The sequence below is a fragment of the Streptomyces sp. NBC_01717 genome (assembly GCF_036248255.1).
GTDB lineage: Bacteria > Actinomycetota > Actinomycetes > Streptomycetales > Streptomycetaceae > Streptomyces.
This window is the reverse complement of the sequence record NZ_CP109178.1, coordinates 8,159,628-8,176,258: the sequence shown is the minus strand read 5'-3', so window position 1 is coordinate 8,176,258 and position 16,631 is coordinate 8,159,628. Positions and strand designations below refer to the sequence as shown.

The following is a 16,631-nucleotide window of genomic DNA, read 5'->3' as shown; positions in this document are numbered from 1 at the left end:
GAGGCACGGCAGTCCGTGGCGTACGTCACTTGCCGAGCGCAGCCATACCCGTGGGTAGTGCGCCGCTCATAGGCTGACGCCATGTTGGTCTCGCTTGCGCTGCTGCTGCTCGGTGCACTGGCCGCCGTCGTGACCCCGCGATTGATGGCGCGGGCCGAATGGCCGGAGCGCGAGCCCGTCGTGGCCCTGTGGGTGTGGCAGTGCGTGGTCGCAGGAGTGCTGCTGTCCTTCGGGCTCTCCATGACCTTCAGCGCGGCTGCCGCCTGGCAGGCGGTACGCGGGCAGGTGTTCGCGCCCGCGCCCCATGCCGTGGTGGAGGCGTACGCGCTGGCCGCGTACGGGCCGTGGTCCGCCGTCATCGCCGTGCTGCTGGCGCTCGGCGGCGTCTGGAGCGGTGCGATGCTGACCCGGGAGATCCGCCGGGCACGGCTGCGGCGCCGGCGGCGCCGGGCCGAACTGCTGGTCCGTTCCCCGTTGATGCCCGGCGAGGAGCCCGGCGGCGGCCCGCTCGTGGTGCTGGAGGGCGAACGCCCGGATGCCTGGTGGCTGCCGGGGACCGCGCCCCAACTGGTGATCACCACCGCGGCACTTGGTCGGCTGAAAGGCCGCCAGCTGGATGCGGTGCTGGCTCATGAGCAGGGGCACGCCCAGGCACGGCACGACTGGCTGCTGCACTGTTCCGCGGCGCTGGCGACAGGGTTCCCGCAGGTCCCGGTGTTCGCCGCGTTCCGCGACGAGATGCACCGGCTCGTCGAACTGGCCGCCGACGATGTGGCGTCACGGCGCTTCGGACGGCTGACGATCGCTCTGGCGCTGGTCGAACTGAACGAGGACCGGGGCGTGTTCGGCCCCTGCCCGACGCCGGACGCGCAACTGCCGCTGCGGGTGAACCGGCTGCTGTCCCCGGTGGAGCGGCTCACCGCCGGACGTCGGCTGCGGCTGACCGCGGCGGCCGCCCTGGTGCCGGTGGTGCCGCTCCTGGTGGCCTTCGTGCCGGGACTCAGCGCGCTGGGATAGCGGGTGCGGCGGTCCGTCCGCGAAGATCACCCCCATGCGCTCCCCCTCACCGCCCCTTTCCCCGCCGGACCGCGCGCCCGCCCCCGTGCCGGCTCTCGGGACGGGCATCGTCTGCGGATCCCTCGCCCTGGTGCTGTTGATCCTGGTCACCGTGGGCTGGTCACCGCTGATGTCGGTGGACCGCACGGTCGCCGACGCGCTGCACCGGCGGGCGGTGACCGAGCCCGGACTCGTCCACGCCAACCGGATCCTGACGGACTGGGTGTGGGATCCCTGGACGATGCGTGCCCTGATCGCCGTCGCCGTGGTGGGGCTGTGGTGGCGCGGCGCCCGGCTGCTCGCGGGATGGGTGGCGGCGACGAGCCTGCTCGCCACCCTGCTGCAGCAGGGTCTGAAGGCCGCCGTGGGCAGGGAGCGGCCGCGGTGGCCGGACCCGGTGGACTCCGCCCATTACGCGGCCTTCCCGTCCGGACACGCCATGACGGCCGTGGTGAGCTGCGGCCTGCTGCTGTGGCTGCTGCGCCGGCACGGCGCGGGGCGACGGGTGTGGTGGGCGGCGCTCACGGTGGCGTGGGTCTCGGGGATCGGGGTGGGGCTCACCCGGCTCTACCTGGGGGTTCACTGGCTGACCGATGTGCTCGGCGGCTGGCTGCTCGGAGCGGCGGTGGTCGCGTTCTCGATCGCCGGGTTCGCACGGTACGGGGGGTGTGGGCGGGGCGGCGCAGGCGGGGCGGCCTTGCCCGGTCGTCCCTGAAGGAGCAAGGATCGGACCCATGGTGTTCAAGGGTGCGCTCTTCGACTTCTCCGGGACGCTCTTCCGCGTCGAATCGGTCCGGTCCTGGCTGGGCGCGGTCCTCGCCGAGCGGGAGGCGACCGTGACCGATGAGGACTTCGACCGGTACGTGGAGGAGCTGACGACTGCCGGGGCGCTGCCGGGCGGCCCGGACCCGGAACGCGTACCCGACCGGTTGGCCGAGGTGTGGGCCACCCGTGACGAGAGCGCGGAACGGCACCGGGCGGCGTACACCGGGCTGGCCCGCCAGGTCGGCCTGCCGGATCCGGGGCTGTACGACGCGCTGTACGACCGGCACAAGTCACCGGCGGCGTGGCGCCCGTACCCGGATGCGGCCGAGGTGCTGGGGGCGCTGCGCACGAACGGGGCCCGGATCGGCGTGGTCAGCAACATCGGCTGGGACCTTCGACCGGTCTTCCGCGCCCACGGTCTGGACGCCCTCGTCGACGCCTACGTCCTGTCGTACGAGCACGGCATCCAGAAGCCGGACCCACAGCTTTTTCACATCGCCTGCACGCTTGTCGGACAGGATCCCACGGATGTGGTGATGGTCGGCGACAGCCGACACGCGGACGGTGGAGCGGCGGCATTGGGGTGCAAGGTGCGCTTCGTGGACCATCTGCCTGTGGAGCAACGGCCGGACGGACTGCGGGCGCTCGGGTTGGTTCCATGATCCGGGCAAGGAGACATGTGAGAGATGTCCCTGACGCCCAATGGGTCGGATTGTCACATCGGGGCCTTAGCCTGTAGGCATGTCCCGTTCTCCGCACTCCTCCAATTCCATGCGTTCCGCCGCAGTGGTGAATGAAGAGATTCGTGACCTGTGGCAGCGTTCTGGCGGATGTCTTTCACCGGACGACGAGCAGGAGTACCAGCGACTGCTGGTGGAGTGGGCCGCGGTGACGGGCGGGAGTGCGAGGTCTGCCGCCTGACGACCGACCGGCTGGGCCATTCGCTGTGCGGCCGCCTTCGGCGCGTCGCACCCTGGAGGCATGACTTCTCCCCCGATCGTGATTTTCCGCCCATCCCCCTCCGGCGGGCGCCGCGTCACCGTGCAGCGTGACGGGCGGTTCCAGATCCTGGGGCTGGCCCACTCCGATCACGATGTGATCGTCTTCCTGGAGGGTGCGGGGCTCGACGACCCCGAGCACATCCTCGACAGTCCGGAATGGGTCGAGTGGCGGGGCGGCCGGGCCCACCGGTACGAAGCCGCGTAAGGAACAGCTGATTCCGGCGATCCCCTGCGTCGCCGGAATCAGGCAGCCACCCCGGTCGGCCGGGCTCGCGGGCACCGGTCGGGGGCCGCGCTGATGACGGACGGCATGAACCGGTCAACGCAGAGGTACAGCATGCGCCCGCGCCGGACGCCGGTCAACGAGACGTCGCACCACGGTGGCGGCCGAGTGCCGCCGGGCGGGGATCCGCCCGGCGGCACTCGGCGTGAGCCTACGGTTCGGCGATGTCTGCGCGGCCGTGTCAGTGGTCGAAGTAGTCCGGCTGCGTCTGAACGTTGAGCTCCGGCATCCGCACCCGCTTCGCGGGGTCGGTCCGCCGGTCGTCGAGCTTCAGGACGTCGAAGCCCTTGGCGATGTCGTTGGAGTAGATGTAGCCGTTGTAGTAGTACGCCGACCAGGGGCCGGCCGTGGTGACGGCGTCCAGACTGACGGGGCCGCGCTCGAAGTACGCGATCTCCTTCGGCGCCGAGGAGTTGGTGAAGTCCCATACCGAGACTCCGCCCTGGTACCAGGCCTGGACCATCAGGTCTCGGCCCTTCACCGGGATGATCGAACCGTTGTGGGCGACGCAGACCTCGGTGGCGGCCTGCGGACGGTCGATCTTGAAGTAGCTGCGGAAGACCAGCTTGCGGTGGTCTCCCCTGCCGACGATGTCGTAGATGCCGTCGGCGCCGCGCTTCGGCCCGATCTCCTCGTTGCAGGTGGCGGCGCCACCGCCGCCGAGCTCATCGGTGAAGACGACCTTGTCCGCCTTCTGGTTGAACGTCGCCGAGTGCCAGAACGCGAAGTTCACATTGTCCTGGACCCGGTCGATGATCTTCGGGTTCTCCGGGTCCTTGATGGAGAACAGCAGGCCGTCGCCCATGCAGGCGCCGGCTGCCAGGTCCTTCGAAGGCAGCACCGTGATGTCGTGGCAGCCGGTCGTCTTGGAGACTCCCGGGTTGGTGGGCGCGCCCGGGTTGCCGCCGTCCGGGAAGAGCACCGGGAAGTTCACGATCGCGGCCTTCTCGGGCGACTTGCGCGGCACCTTGATGACGGAGATCCCGTCGTGCGGCGGCTGGCAGTCGGGGAACGTCTCGTTCGGCGAGTACGAGGACACGTACACGTACACGCTGCTGCGCTCCGGAACCAGCGTGTGGGTGTGCGAGCCGCACGCGGTCTCGACGGCGGCGACGTACTTCGGGTTGCGCTTGTCACTGATGTCGAAGATCTTCATGCCCTCCCAGGAGGACTTCTCCGTGGCGGGCTGGGTGGTGCTGGCGCACGAGTTGTCGCTGCGCGACGAGTCGGTGGACAGGAACAGCAGGTTCCCGGAGACCGAGACGTCGTTCTGCGATCCGGGGCAGAGGACCTGGGCGACGGTCTTCGGGGACCTCGGGTTGCTGATGTCGAAGATCCGGAAGCCGTCGTAGTTCCCGGCGAAGGCGTACTTCCCCTGGAACGCCAGGTCCGTGTTGAGGCCCTTGAGCGCGTCCTTCGGGATGTTCGCCAGCGGGGTGATGTTGTCGCTGTGGACGATCTCGTCCACGCCGGGTATCTCGCCGTCCTCGATGGCGGCCGCGGCCACAGCCTCCTGGCTCGCGGAGAGACCGGTACCGATGGCTGGGTGATCACCGGGGTCGGGTGTCGCGGCCGCTGGTCCGGCCATCAGCAGAGTGGCGAAGAGCCCGGCGGCGGCTGCCGCCACACCCAGACGTCTGCGCCGCACTTGGGTGGTGTGCAACGAAGTCACTGCGTCCTCCCCTGTACCAATGCGTGGTTGAACGGTTGACTGACCCCGGCAGTATCGTCCTTCCCACGGGTATCCCAACAGATGGCAACAGGAACGTAATGAAAGTTCCCGGCACTTGAGATCGCGCAAGTGTGCCGAACGATTTGCAACCACCCCATATACCGATGGAGGCAGCCTTGTTGATATACCGTCAGGTTGCGCAGGTGCGCAGATCCCTGGTCCTCGCCGCCGTCGCGGCCGCCGTGCTCTCCCTCGGTGCGTGCGATGCGGGCGGCGGAGACCATGACGCGAACGCAAGGGCAGGCGGGGGCCCTTCGGTCGTGGCACCGGGCAAGCCCGGAGAGCCCGCGCAGACGCTGTCCGCCGAGGAAGCGGCGAAGGCCACCGTCGACGACACTCCCAACTCGGCCGACTTCCGCTACGCGCAGCTGATGATCCAGCACCACGCCCAGGCGCTGGAGTTGACGGCCCTGGTGCCGTCCCGTTCCTCGTCCACCCCGGTCAAGCGGCTCGCCGAGCGCATCTCCGCAGCCCAGAAGCCGGAGATCGGTGCCATGGAAGGATGGCTCAAACACAATGGCGGCGAGAAGCGCACGAGTGGCCACGACCACGCCGGGATGCCCGGTATGGCGACGCAGGCGCAGCGGAAGCAGTTGCGCGCGGCCGAGGGCAAGGCCTTCGACGAACTCTTCCTGAAGCTGATGATCACCCACCACCAGGGAGCGATCACGATGGCGACCGAGGCCCTCTCGGAGGGGAACAACGTTCAGATCGAGGAGATGGCCGGCGACGTCGTCGCCCAGCAGACGGTCGAGATCGACCGGATGCGCGCGCTGTCCATCTGACGCGCCGCGCGGCCGCGTCTCTCCCCTGCCCCGCCGACCGGTGCGATGCTGGAGGCACACTCCGGGAAGAGGTGCACCGTGCTTCGTGTCGCCGTCGTCGGCTCCGGACCCAGCGGGGTCTACACCGCGCAGTGTCTGGTCCAGCAGTCCCGGGTGCCCGATGTCCGGGTCGATGTGCTGGACAGGCTGCCCTGCCCGTACGGCCTGGTGCGTTACGGCGTCGCCCCCGACCACGAGAAGATCAAGTCGCTGCAGAACAGTCTGCGAACCGTCCTGGAGCACGAGCGGATCACCTTTCTCGGCAATGTCCAGGTGGGCGGGGAGGGACTGCCACCCGATCGGCTGAGCGAGCTCTACCATGCGGTGGTCTACTGCGTCGGGGCGGCGACCGACCGCGGTCTCGGCGTTCCCGGCGAGGATCTGCCCGGCAGCCACTCGGCGACCGAGTTCGTCTCCTGGTACAGCGCGCACCCCGACTCGGCCGCCGACCACTTTGCTCTGCAGGCCCGTTCGGTCGTGGTGATCGGGGTCGGCAATGTGGCGGTCGACGTGGCGCGGATCCTCGCGCGCAGCGCCGAGGAGCTGCGGCCCACCGATGTCCCGCACCCGGCCCTCGGCGCGCTGGCCGGCAGCCGGGTGCGCGAGGTGCACATGGCGGGCAGGCGCGGACCCTCCCAGGCCAGGTTCACCACCAAGGAGCTGCGCGAGCTGGGTGGGCTGCCGGGGGCGCGGGTCGTGGTGGACAGGGCGGAGCTGGCCCTCGATCCGGCATACGCCTCCGCCGGGGCGCAGGCTGATTCACCGGTGCCGCTGCCGGCGGTGGCGCGGCGCAATATCGAGGTGCTGCGCGGGTGGGCGGAAGCCGATGCCCCTGCCGCCGGGCCGGACCCGGCACGCACGATCCACCTGCGGTTCTATCTGCGCCCGGTCGAGCTCCTCGAACGGGACGGGCGGGTGGCCGGGGTGCGGTTCGCGCGTACCGCACCGGACGGCGGCGGAGGCATACAGGACACCGGTACCTACGAGGAGATCGACGCCCAGCTCGTACTGCGGGCCGTCGGCTACCGCGGGCTGCCGCTGCCCGGTCTGCCGTTCGATCCGGCCCACGGCACCGTGCCCCATCTGGCGGGGCGGGTGCTGCGCGACGGGGTTCCGTCACCCGGCGAGTATGTCGCGGGGTGGATCAAGCGGGGGCCGACCGGAGTGATCGGCTCGAACCGGTCGTGCGCAAAGGAGACGGTCGCTTCGCTGCTGGACGACGCGCCACTGCTCGAGCGGCGGCCGGCGGCCCCCGATCCGGTGGCCGCGATGCGGGCTCGGGGGCTGCGGCCGGTGGAGTGGGACGGCTGGCAGTCGATCGAGCGGGCGGAAGCGGCACTGGGGCGGTCGCTCGGCCGTGGGCCCGTGAAGATCCCGGACTGGGCGGGACTGCTGGAGGCCGCACACAGTGACCGGCGCTGAATCGAGGACCGCGGACGACCCGCGGCGCGATGTCGGCCTCCGCCGAACGCGCTGTCAGCCTTCGCCGAGCCGGTCCGCCTGCCGGGTCGCGGCGGCGAGAACGCTGTCGAGGAGTCCGGGGAAGAGCGCGTCCAGGTCGTCGCGGCGCAGCCCGTTCATCTTGGCGGTGCCCCGGTAGGTCTGACTGACGATGCCGCTCTCGCGCAGCACCCGGAAGTGGTGCGTGGTGGTGGACTTGGACACCGGCAGTTCGATACGGGAGCAGGTGAGCTCGCCCTCGGCGGCGGCCAGCTCGCGGACCACCCGCAGGCGCATCGGGTCGGAGAGCGCGTGGAGCACCGCCTCGATGCGGATCTCCTCACGTGCCGGGTGGGCCAGCACGCGGGCACCGGCGCCCGGGGCGGCGGTGCCACGCGCGGCAGTGGCGCTGGTCGCGGTCACGTCGGCTCCTGTCGTCGCTTCGTCCGGAAGCTCCATGGTACGAGACCCATCGTACTTTGCCGTGCATCGCAGCACGGGCACAGGACCGCCGGAACAGATCCTTTCCCCTGCACGAGAGCGGGCGCTGCGCCGACGCCACACATGAGGCGGGGCCGCCATGCGCGCCGCCTCCCGCACGGCCGGGCCGCCTGCGGTCAGCCGCTGAGCAGATCCGGGTTTCCGGCGAGAGAGGCGAGATGGCCGGCCGGATCGGCGATGAGCCTGCGGGCGGCCAGGTCGAGCATGCCCGCCACGCCCGTGACCTCCGCCGCGACTGTGCCGTCCTCTTTGATGATCTTCTGCACCACCTCGAAGGTCTTCCCGCTGCCGTATACGAACTGACAGGTCACCCGCACCCGTTCGCCGCCGCGCAGCTCCCGCAGGAACTTCACCGTCACTTCGAGCGCGACCGGACCCACGCCGCTGGCCAGCAGTTTCTCCTGCGGCAGGCCGGCCGCTCGCAGCAGCTCCCACCGGGCGTGCTCGGCGTACTGCAGATAGACGGCCTGGTTCAGGTGTCCCTGTGTGTCGAGCTCGTAGCCGCGCACCGTCACATCGACAAAGAAGGTCATGAACGTCGCAACATTGCTGCGCAGTCCGTCATTCCCGGTGCCGGGACCCCCGAAACCGCTGCACGCGGGAGCTGTACTCCGTGAGGTTCGGCCTCGAACTTCCGGACCGGTCAGTGCGGTTGGCGATCGGCACGGCTTCGCGAGCTTGGTAAGAAATTTTCGGCAATAGGTAGTGCAACGCAACTCAATGACGCGCTACCTTTCGCCTGCCCTGCCCACGGCGGCGCCGCACAACGATGCGAGCCGGCCCCGTGGTCCGGGTGAAAGGCGCATGTCCTGTCCATCCCAGAGGCCGACCTGGAGTGCCATGAGACTGCCCAGACCACCACGAGCGCACCTGCGCGTCGCGACCACCGTGCTCACCGCGCTGGCCGCACTGAGCACCGCCGCCCTGGCCACCGCCGCAGCACCGGCGGGCGCCGCCGACGGCGCCAAGGATGTCTCCTACCGGGGCTATCACGTACGTGTGCCCAGCAGTTGGCCGGTCATCGACCTGGCCGCGCAACCCGATACCTGTGTGCGCTTCGACCGCCACGCGGTCTACCTCGGCCACGCCACCGATGCCGGTCAGGCAACCTGCCCGGCCGGGCTGGTCGGCCGCACCGAAGCGCTGGTGATCGAACCGCTGGACGCCACCGGCCGGAAGTCGGTGGACGACTCCACCCGCATCGCGCCCAAGGGCGCCGCCAGGGCCGCGGCCCCGCGGACCGGCGGTGCTCCGTCCGGGCGGATACGCCAGGCGGTGCCGGCAGCCGGAGTGCTGGTCACCGCCTCGGTGGGCGCGGACGATGCCGCCGCGCAGACCATCCTGGACAGCGCCGATCTCGACGCCGACGCCGAGGCGGTGACACTGTCCGCAGCCCCGGCGGGCCGGGCCGAGGCCATGTCCGCGTCCGCCGTCGCCGCGCAGCCCGGCACGTACACGGGTCTCGGCTTCGACCCGTGCGCGGCACCGTCCAACGCACAGATGTCCGCCTGGTCAGCCTCGCCGTTCCGGGCCATCGGGGTGTACATCAGCGGCATCAGCGCCGCCTGCGACCAGCCGAATCTGACCGCGCCGTGGATCCAGACGCAGACCTCGGCGGGCTGGCACATCATCCCCATCCATGTGGGACTCCAGGCGCCGTGCAACTCCTTCAGCCACAAGGTGTCGTCCACCCTTTCCACCGCCGCGAGCCAGGGTCACAGCGAGGCGCAGGAAGCCGTCGCCGCCGCTGCCGCGCTCGGGCTGCCGCAGGGCAGCGTGCTCTACGACGACATGGAGGCGTACGACCAGACCAACACCGCATGCAGTAACGCGGTGATGACCTTCCTCAGCGCCTGGACCGAGGAACTGCACACCAGCGGCTACCTCTCCGGCGTCTACACCTCCGCCACCTCCATGGCCGACCTGGCCGGGGAGTACACCACCGGCACGTACACGATGCCGGACCACATCTGGTTCGCCCGCTGGAACGGCAAGGCCGACAACGACGCCACGCCCTACGTTCCCGACGAGTACTGGGCCGACCACCAGCGCATCCACCAGCTCAGCGGGGACACCGACGAGACCTGGGGCGGCGTGACCATCAACATCGACCGCGACTACCTGGACGTCGGAGTGGGACCGTTCGCCGGTTCCTGCACGGCGAGCCTCGACTTCTCGGCGTACGGATCGATCTCCGCGGGCTCCTCCGGCGGCCTGGTCAGCGCCGCCCAGTGCCTGCTGACGCGCCAGGGGTACTTCACCGGCACCGTGGACGGGGCCTTCGGCTCGGGCACCACGAGCGCCGTCCAGTCCTTCCAGAGCGCCAAGTCGCTGCCGGTCACCGGCACCGTCGACTCCCACACCTGGACCGCCCTGCTGTCCGCGGGCACCAGGCCGACCCTGCAGTCCGGCTCCACCGGCACCGACGTGAAGCGCCTGCAGCGTGCGCTGATCGCGGCCCGCGGTCAGACGCTCACCATCGACGGCGACTTCGGCCCGGCGACCACCACCGCGGTCAAGGCGTACCAGACCGCCCAGGGTCTGACCTCGGACGGGATCGTCGGGAATCTGTCCTGGTCCGCCCTGCAAGCCGGCAAGTAACCCCCGATCCATGGCGATTCAGACTCCTGGGAGAACCATGCCTGTGTACGGAAATCTCCGCCGGGCCGGCCGCGGTTTCGCGGTCGCGGCGGCAGCGGGACTGCTCGCACTGAGCACCGCGATGCCCGCTGCGGCGGCCACCATTCCCGCACGGACCAATCTGCTCTCCTCCGACTGCCCGAGCACCGTCAAGCAGGGGCAGCTGAGCGGCTGTGTGACCGAGCTTCAGACGCTGCTCAACTTCGGCGGCGCCTCGCTGACGGTGGACGGCGACTTCGGCCCGGCGACGACTGCGGCGGTCCAGTCGTACCAGACCTCCAAGGGCCTCACCTCGGACGGTCTGGTAGGCCCGGCCACCAAGTCCGCGCTGTACTACGAGGACCCCACGGTCGCCATCGACCTGCGCTCCCTGCGCTGCCCGGTGGATCTGGAGCCCAACGAGAACGACGGCTGCGTCACCGAGCTGCAGAACAAGCTCAACGCCCATGGCGCCTCGCTGACCGTGGACCATGTCCTCGGCACCGGCACCACCAATGCGGTGCGCACCTACCAGTCCTCGGTGGGGCTGCCGGCTTCCGGTGTGGTGAACCCCGCCACCAAGGCGAAGCTGTACGGCGACCCGGCGCCGCAGCAACCGACCGACCTCGGCTCGGGCCGCTACGCGGCGGTCGTCAATTTCGGCGAGCAGGCCACCGGCCAGAACATCCAGTACGTCTGGGGCGGCGGCCACGAGACGGACTTCGGCCCGTCGATCGGTATCTGCGACGGCTACGGCGGCTCGATCACACCGTGCCCGGCCGACAAGGAGGTGGGCCTGGACTGCTCGGGATTCGCCCGCTGGCTGTACTGGCGGGCGGGGGCCGGCGACATCGGCCAGACCACCAAGGACCAGGTGGTCAACCCGCGCTTCACCAAGGTCACCGCTGCCACCGCGATCCCCGGTGACCTGGTGTTCTTCGGCGGCTCGGCGGCGACCGTGCACCATGTCGGGGTCTACACCGGCACCGTGAACGGGGTGGCGATGATGGTCAACGCCCCGGAGACGGCCTCGTACGTGCGCGACGACACCATCGCTTCGCACAGCGACCTGCTCGGCTACTACCACCTCACCGGCTGACGCTCAGCCCAGCTCAGCTCAGCTCAGGCGGCCGGCTCCGCACGATGTGGGCCGGCCGCCGCTTTCGCCAGTGGATCTTTGTAAATTTCTGCCGTCGCTATGGACTTTGGCGCATGTCACTTACGAAGATGCACACCAGCCAATGCCCCTCCGCTGCATTCCCGTCCCCGCCCAAGGGAGTTGCCCCCTGTGAACGTGCGCATCCCGCGCAGAGCCGCCGCCGCCCTCGCCGCTCTCGCCCTGCCGATCCTCGCGCTTCCCCTGCCCGCCGCCCAGGCCGACGACGCCGGCACCACCCTCCGGGTGACGATGGACACCTCCGGAGTGGACACCCTCAACCCCTTCCTTGCGTACTTCGACGGCGCCCTGGACATTTTCGGTCAGGTCTACCCGTCGCTGAACTCGCTCCGCCCGGACGGCAGCGCGGCGCCCTACCTCGCCGACTCCTGGACCACCTCCGCCGACAAGCTCAGCTGGACCTTCAAGATCCACAAGGGTCTGAAGTGGTCCGACGGTCAGCCGATCACGGCCGAGGACGCCGCCTGGACGCTGAACCTGATCATGACGAACGAGACCGCCGCCACCGCCAACGGCTCACTGGTCCGAAACTTCGCCAAGGTCGAGGCCCCCGACGCGAACACCCTGGTGATCACCACCAAGGATCCGCAGTCGAACATGCTGTACGTCTCCACCCCCAGCAGCATCCCGATCGTGCCCAAGCACATCTGGGAGAAGCACACCGGTGACCTGAAGAGCTTCAAGAACAACAGCTTTCCGCTGGTCGGTTACGGCCCCTGGAAGCTCGCCACCTACAAGACCGAGCAGTACGCCAAGCTCGACGCCAACAAGGACTTCTTCCTCGGCGCCCCCAAGTTCGACCACCTGCTCGAGCAGCAGTACAAGAGCACCGACGCCGCGGTGGCAGCGCTGCGCAGCGGGCAGCTCGACTACGTCACCACGATGAACTCCACCCAGTTCAAGGCCCTGCAGAGCGAGAAGAACGTCAAGGCCTTCCAGACGCCCGGTCACCACTGGAGCGCCATCGAGATCAACGCCGGGGCGAAAACCCGTAACGAGAAGGCGATCGGCACGGCGAACCCCGTGCTCGCCGACCAGGCCGTGCGCACCGCCATCGCCTACGCGACGGACAAGAAGACGCTGGTCAAGAAGGTCCTCAACAACCTGGGCGCGCCTGGTGTGGGTTACCTGCCGCCCGCCTGGAGCCAGTGGGCGTGGACCCCCGAGCCCGGTGAGGCGACGGACTTCGACCCGGCCAAGGCCAACGCGCTGCTCGACGAGGCCGGTTACAAGAAGGGCAAGGACGGCATACGGACGGCCCCGAAGTCCGGCAAGAAACTGAATCTGCGCCTGGGTATCCACTCCGACAGCACCGGCGACGCGCAGATCTCGTCCTACGTCAAGGGCTGGCTCAAGGACATCGGCATCGAGGTCACCATCCAGCCGTTCGGCATGACCAAGCTGAACGACAACCTCGCCAAGGGCGACTGGGACATGCTGATGGACAGCTGGGGCACCGGCCCCGACCCGAGCTACATGCTCGGCATCCAGACCTGCGACACGCGCCCGCAGGACGACGGCACCAGCGGCTCCACCGACGCGTTCCACTGCGACAAGGAGTACGACAAGCTCTTCCAGGAGCAGATCAAGGCCTTCGACCCGGCCGAGCGCGCCCGGATCGTCGGTCGGATGCAGGACATCCTGTACCGGCACAACCAGGACATGATCCTGTACTACGACAACGGCCTGTACGCGGCCCGTACGGACACCGTGAAGGGCCTTGTCTCCGGCAAGGCGGACGCGGCAGGCGTGATGCCCACCCAGCTTTCCTTCTGGAACTACACCAAGGCCGCACCGGCCGCCAAGAGCGCCGACTCCTCCATGTCCACCGGGACCGTGGCCGCCGGCGTCGGTGCTGTGGCGGTGCTCGGCGTCGTCGGCGGGCTGGCGGTCCGCCGCCGCAAGGCCGGAGCGGGCGACCGCGAGTAGCCCACGCACCGGACCGGGCACCGAGGCCGTCACGGCTTCGGTGCCCCGGCCGACGACAGAACCGCTGCGGTTGCCGGGCCCGAAGGGGCTCCGGCAACCGCAGCGGTCCGCGGGATCGTGGGGCTGGTCAGTGGCTCAGTCGTCCCAGCCCATGTAGACGGACTTGGACCAGGAGTAGAACTCGGTGGCCACGGTTCCCTGCTCCCGGTAGGTATTGCTGGACGAATCCTTCACACCTCCGAAGGGCACGTTCAGGTCGAGTCCGGTCGTCGGGCGGTTGACCTTGATCACGCCGGCCCGGACCCGCGCAGCGAACCGCTGGGCGTGGGCGAGGCTCCGGGTGCACACGCCTGCGGCCAGCCCGTACCGGGAGCCGTTGACCAGCTCGATCGCGTCGTCGAGATCCTGGGCGACGAGCACGGCCACCACAGGGCCGAATATCTCGTCACGCGCCACGGCGCTGTCCCGGCCGACACCGGTGAGCACGGTGGGTGCCAGCATCAGGCCCTGGGGGGCGTCACCGCCGGCTGCGACGGTCACGCCCTCGTCCCGGGCTCGCTCGATCGCCGTCGCGATACCGGCGAGCTGTTGCTCGCTGACCACCGGGCCCATCAGCGTGCCACCGTCCAGACCGTTGCCCGGACGGTAGCGCTCCGCCTGCTTGGTGAGCGCCGCCACGAAGGCCTCGTACACGCCCGGGGTACAGATGACCCGGGAGGACGCGGTGCACGCCTGTCCGGTGAGGGCGAAGCCGCCGGCCGCGGCGATCCGCGCGGCCTGCTCGACGTCCGCGTCGTCGAGCACCACCAAGGCGTTCTTGCCGCCCATCTCGACCTGCACCCGGCCGCGTCGCTCGTGAACGGTGCGCTCGATGTGCATGCCGACCGTCGTGGACCCGGTGAACGACACCGCCGACACCCGGGGGTCGGTCACCAGCGCTTCACCGACGACCGGCCCGGCGCCGTGCACCACATTCAGCACGCCGGCCGGCAGACCCGCCTGCACCAGTGCGTCGGCGAGGTGACGGGTCGACACCGGGGTGAGCTCGGCGGGCTTGAGGACCACCGCGTTTCCCGCGATCAGTGCCGGCGCCGTCTTCCAGGCCGGGATGGCGATCGGGAAGTTCCACGGGGTGATCAGTCCGACCACGCCCAGCGCCTCGCGGCGGGTGTGCACCAGGGTGTCGGGCTGCGAGCTGGGCAGCGTCGGACCGCCGAGCCGCCAGCCCTCGGAACCGAAGAAGCGGAACACATCGATCGCCCGGCGGACTTCGCCCCGGGCCTCGGCCAGCGTCTTGCCTTCCTCCCGCACCAGGTCACGGGCGATCTCCTCGTGACGGCCGCGCAGAATCTCCGCCGCGTCCATCAGGATGGCGCCGCGCGCGGGTGCGGGCAGTGCCGCCCAGCCCGGCTGGGCGTCGCAGGCCGCCGTGACCGCAGCGTCCACGGCATCCGCGCCGGAGGCCGGTGAGACGGACACCAGGTCGGACGGGTCCGCGGGATTGCGACGCTCGTAGCCGTCGCCGGGGAAGTCCTTGCCACCGATCAGGTTGCTGATCCGATGCACAGTGCTCATGAATTGTGTTCCTTCATCAGGTGTGTTCCGGCCGGTCACAGGCTGCGGACGAGGCCGCCGTCGCACCGCAGTGCCGTTCCGGTGACGTACGAGGCGGGCGCGCTGCAGAGGAAGGCCGCTGCTGCGGCGAACTCCTCCGGGGTGCCGTACCGCCTGGCGGGGATGGCGGCCCGGGAGTCGGCCGTGACATCGGCGACCGGCCGCTGCTCCCGTTCCGCGCGCGCGGCGTCGAGCTGCGCGACCCGGTCGGTGGCGATCCGGCCCGGCAGCAGCAGGTTGACGGTGACTCCGTCGCGGGCGACCTCGGCGGCGAGGGTCTTGAGGTAGGCCGCGAGGGCGGCCCGGCCGGCGTTGGACAGCACCAGGCCGGCCAGCGGCTCGGCGACACCGCTGGAGCCGACGGCGAGGATCCGCCCCCAGCCGCGCTCCCGCATGCCGGGCAGCACCTGTGCGACCAGACGTTGCTGGGCCAGCAGGAGCGAGTCCACGGCCGATCCGAGGTCCGTGCCGGCGCCGTCGAGATCGACGGCGCGGCCGGGCTTCGGGCCCGGGCCGTTGAGTACCAGGATGTCCGGGTCACCGTACGCCGCGCGGGCGGCCTCGATCAGTTCACGCGGCCCGTCCGGTGCCGTGAGGTCGGCCTGGACACCAACGGCCTCGGGCAGCCCGGCGGCGATCTCCTCGGCCAGGTCACCGCGCCGTCCGGCGACGACGACAGCGGCCCCCTCGGCCGCGAGCGCCTCGGCCACCGCGCGGCCCAGGCCACCGGTGGAGGCGGCGACGACGGCGGTACGTCCACGGATTCCGAGATCCATCACCGCACCTCCTTCTGCAGAGCGGCCAGGGCGGGCCCCAGGTGCCGCTCCAGTTGCGGGACGAGCGACTCCGGCATGGCAGCGGCCGGCGGCCTCACGCCGGACTCCATGACCAGCCCGCGACGCCGGATCGCCTCCTTACGGACGGCCAGTCCGATTCCCGCCTGGGCCTCGAAGTTGACCAGCGGCAGATACGGCAGGTATGCCTCGCGGGCGGCGTCGTAACCGCCGCAGCGCCAGGCGTCGACGCAGGCGACCAGGCCCTCCGGGCAGGAGAACCCGGTCATCGCGCCGGCGGCCCCGGCCGCCAGCTCGTCCAGCAGACCGAGCCCTCCGAGGCCGCCGAAGACGGGCACGTCGAGCTGGGCGGTCAGGACCGCGACGGCCGCCGGGGTCGGCGGTGCCTCGGCCTTCACCCCGACCGCAGAGGGGACCGCCTGCACGGCGCGGACCAGGTCGGCCGTACGGATGGCGACCTTGCTGGCCTCCGGGTAGTCCTGGACGACGATGCCTGCGCCCGTGGCGTCGTGCACGGCGTTCAGGTGCGCGGCGACGACGCGCGGGTCCGGGGAGTTGACCTGGACCATGAGCCCGGCGAGGCGGTCCCCGACCACCTCGCGTACCTGCCGGGCCTCTTCGATCACCGGTGCCGTGGCGAGCCCGGTGACGCCGACGACGAGCGGCAGTTCCACGGACGCGGCGACCGCCTCGAGCACCGTGCGGCGCTCCTCGCCGGAGAGCCGGGCGGCCTCGCCGAAGACGCCGAGCACGGTGAGGCCGGTGACACCGATCCCCTCGTAGTGCTTCACCAGCCGGGACAGGCTGGTCTCGTCGACCTCCAGGGACGGGCCGAGGAACGGTGTGGCGACCACTCCCCAGACGCCGGAGGACAAATTGTCGACCATGAATGCTCT

General features: G+C 70.2%; 16 protein-coding genes. 10 read left to right on the top strand and 6 right to left on the bottom strand.

Annotated features, from left to right (window positions below; genetic code table 11):
* Positions 1–81: 81 nt before the first annotated feature.
* From OHB49_RS36980 to OHB49_RS36960, 5 genes are all read left to right on the top strand, one after another.
* On the top strand, positions 82–1,017 hold the full coding sequence (locus OHB49_RS36980; RefSeq protein WP_329165249.1) for a M56 family metallopeptidase: 936 nt from the start codon (positions 82–84) through the stop codon (positions 1,015–1,017).
* 34 nt (positions 1,018–1,051) lie between these two features.
* Entirely contained in the window at positions 1,052–1,771 is a 720-nt protein-coding gene (locus OHB49_RS36975; protein ID WP_329165248.1) for a phosphatase PAP2 family protein, read from the top strand.
* A gap of 19 nt (positions 1,772–1,790) precedes the next feature.
* Positions 1,791–2,483 carry an HAD family hydrolase gene (locus OHB49_RS36970; protein WP_329165247.1) on the top strand — a complete coding sequence of 231 codons (693 nt, stop codon included), beginning with the start codon at positions 1,791–1,793 and terminating at the stop codon, positions 2,481–2,483.
* A gap of 79 nt (positions 2,484–2,562) precedes the next feature.
* On the top strand, positions 2,563–2,742 hold the full coding sequence (locus OHB49_RS36965) for a hypothetical protein (RefSeq protein WP_078852872.1): 180 nt from the start codon (positions 2,563–2,565) through the stop codon (positions 2,740–2,742).
* Between the two features lie 60 nt (positions 2,743–2,802).
* A complete protein-coding gene (locus OHB49_RS36960; RefSeq protein ID WP_267006717.1) occupies positions 2,803–3,027 on the top strand; it encodes a hypothetical protein in 225 nt (74 codons plus the stop codon).
* Between the two features lie 259 nt (positions 3,028–3,286).
* On the opposite strand, the gene OHB49_RS36955 is transcribed toward OHB49_RS36960, so the two are convergent.
* Positions 3,287–4,777, bottom strand: a complete 1,491-nt coding sequence (locus OHB49_RS36955; RefSeq protein WP_329165246.1) for an LVIVD repeat-containing protein — start codon at positions 4,775–4,777, stop codon at positions 3,287–3,289.
* A 164-nt stretch (positions 4,778–4,941) separates the two neighbouring features.
* Here OHB49_RS36955 and OHB49_RS36950 point away from each other — a divergent pair, with 164 nt between their 5' ends.
* Complete coding sequence (locus OHB49_RS36950) at positions 4,942–5,622, top strand: DUF305 domain-containing protein (protein WP_329165245.1); 681 nt, start codon at positions 4,942–4,944, stop codon at positions 5,620–5,622.
* A gap of 78 nt (positions 5,623–5,700) precedes the next feature.
* A complete protein-coding gene (locus OHB49_RS36945; protein ID WP_329165244.1) occupies positions 5,701–7,083 on the top strand; it encodes an FAD-dependent oxidoreductase in 1,383 nt (460 codons plus the stop codon).
* Between the two features lie 54 nt (positions 7,084–7,137).
* Here the strand turns inward: OHB49_RS36945 and OHB49_RS36940 are convergent, their stop codons facing one another.
* Together OHB49_RS36940 and OHB49_RS36935 are read right to left on the bottom strand one after the other, a co-directional pair.
* Positions 7,138–7,524 (bottom strand): ArsR/SmtB family transcription factor, encoded by a 387-nt coding sequence (locus OHB49_RS36940; RefSeq protein WP_052189908.1) that lies wholly within the window; start codon positions 7,522–7,524, stop codon positions 7,138–7,140.
* A gap of 194 nt (positions 7,525–7,718) precedes the next feature.
* The gene (locus OHB49_RS36935) at positions 7,719–8,135 is read right to left on the bottom strand and encodes an acyl-CoA thioesterase (RefSeq protein ID WP_030975907.1); all 417 of its coding nucleotides are present in this window, start codon (positions 8,133–8,135) and stop codon (positions 7,719–7,721) included.
* Positions 8,136–8,442: 307 nt separating this feature from the next.
* Between OHB49_RS36935 and OHB49_RS36930 the strand changes: the two genes are divergently transcribed.
* The 3 genes from OHB49_RS36930 (at position 8,443) to OHB49_RS36920 (ending at position 13,327) form a co-directional block, all read left to right on the top strand.
* Positions 8,443–10,203, top strand: coding sequence for a glycoside hydrolase domain-containing protein (locus OHB49_RS36930; protein ID WP_329165243.1), 1,761 nt, complete (start codon positions 8,443–8,445; stop codon positions 10,201–10,203).
* Between the two features lie 37 nt (positions 10,204–10,240).
* Entirely contained in the window at positions 10,241–11,320 is a 1,080-nt protein-coding gene (locus OHB49_RS36925; protein ID WP_329165242.1) for a C40 family peptidase, read from the top strand.
* Positions 11,321–11,509: 189 nt separating this feature from the next.
* Positions 11,510–13,327 carry an ABC transporter substrate-binding protein gene (locus tag OHB49_RS36920; protein WP_329165240.1) on the top strand — a complete coding sequence of 606 codons (1,818 nt, stop codon included), beginning with the start codon at positions 11,510–11,512 and terminating at the stop codon, positions 13,325–13,327.
* A gap of 135 nt (positions 13,328–13,462) precedes the next feature.
* On the opposite strand, the gene OHB49_RS36915 is transcribed toward OHB49_RS36920, so the two are convergent.
* The 3 genes from OHB49_RS36915 to OHB49_RS36905 are packed head-to-tail and all read right to left on the bottom strand — an operon-like array spanning position 13,463 to position 16,622.
* Positions 13,463–14,902 carry an aldehyde dehydrogenase family protein gene (locus tag OHB49_RS36915; protein ID WP_329165238.1) on the bottom strand — a complete coding sequence of 480 codons (1,440 nt, stop codon included), beginning with the start codon at positions 14,900–14,902 and terminating at the stop codon, positions 13,463–13,465.
* 35 nt (positions 14,903–14,937) lie between these two features.
* Positions 14,938–15,717 (bottom strand): SDR family oxidoreductase, encoded by a 780-nt coding sequence (locus OHB49_RS36910; RefSeq protein ID WP_329165237.1) that lies wholly within the window; start codon positions 15,715–15,717, stop codon positions 14,938–14,940.
* Positions 15,717–16,622 (bottom strand): dihydrodipicolinate synthase family protein, encoded by a 906-nt coding sequence (locus tag OHB49_RS36905; RefSeq protein ID WP_329165236.1) that lies wholly within the window; start codon positions 16,620–16,622, stop codon positions 15,717–15,719. Before OHB49_RS36905 ends, OHB49_RS36910 begins: the two co-directional genes overlap by 1 nt.
* Between the last annotated feature and the right edge of the window lie 9 nt (positions 16,623–16,631).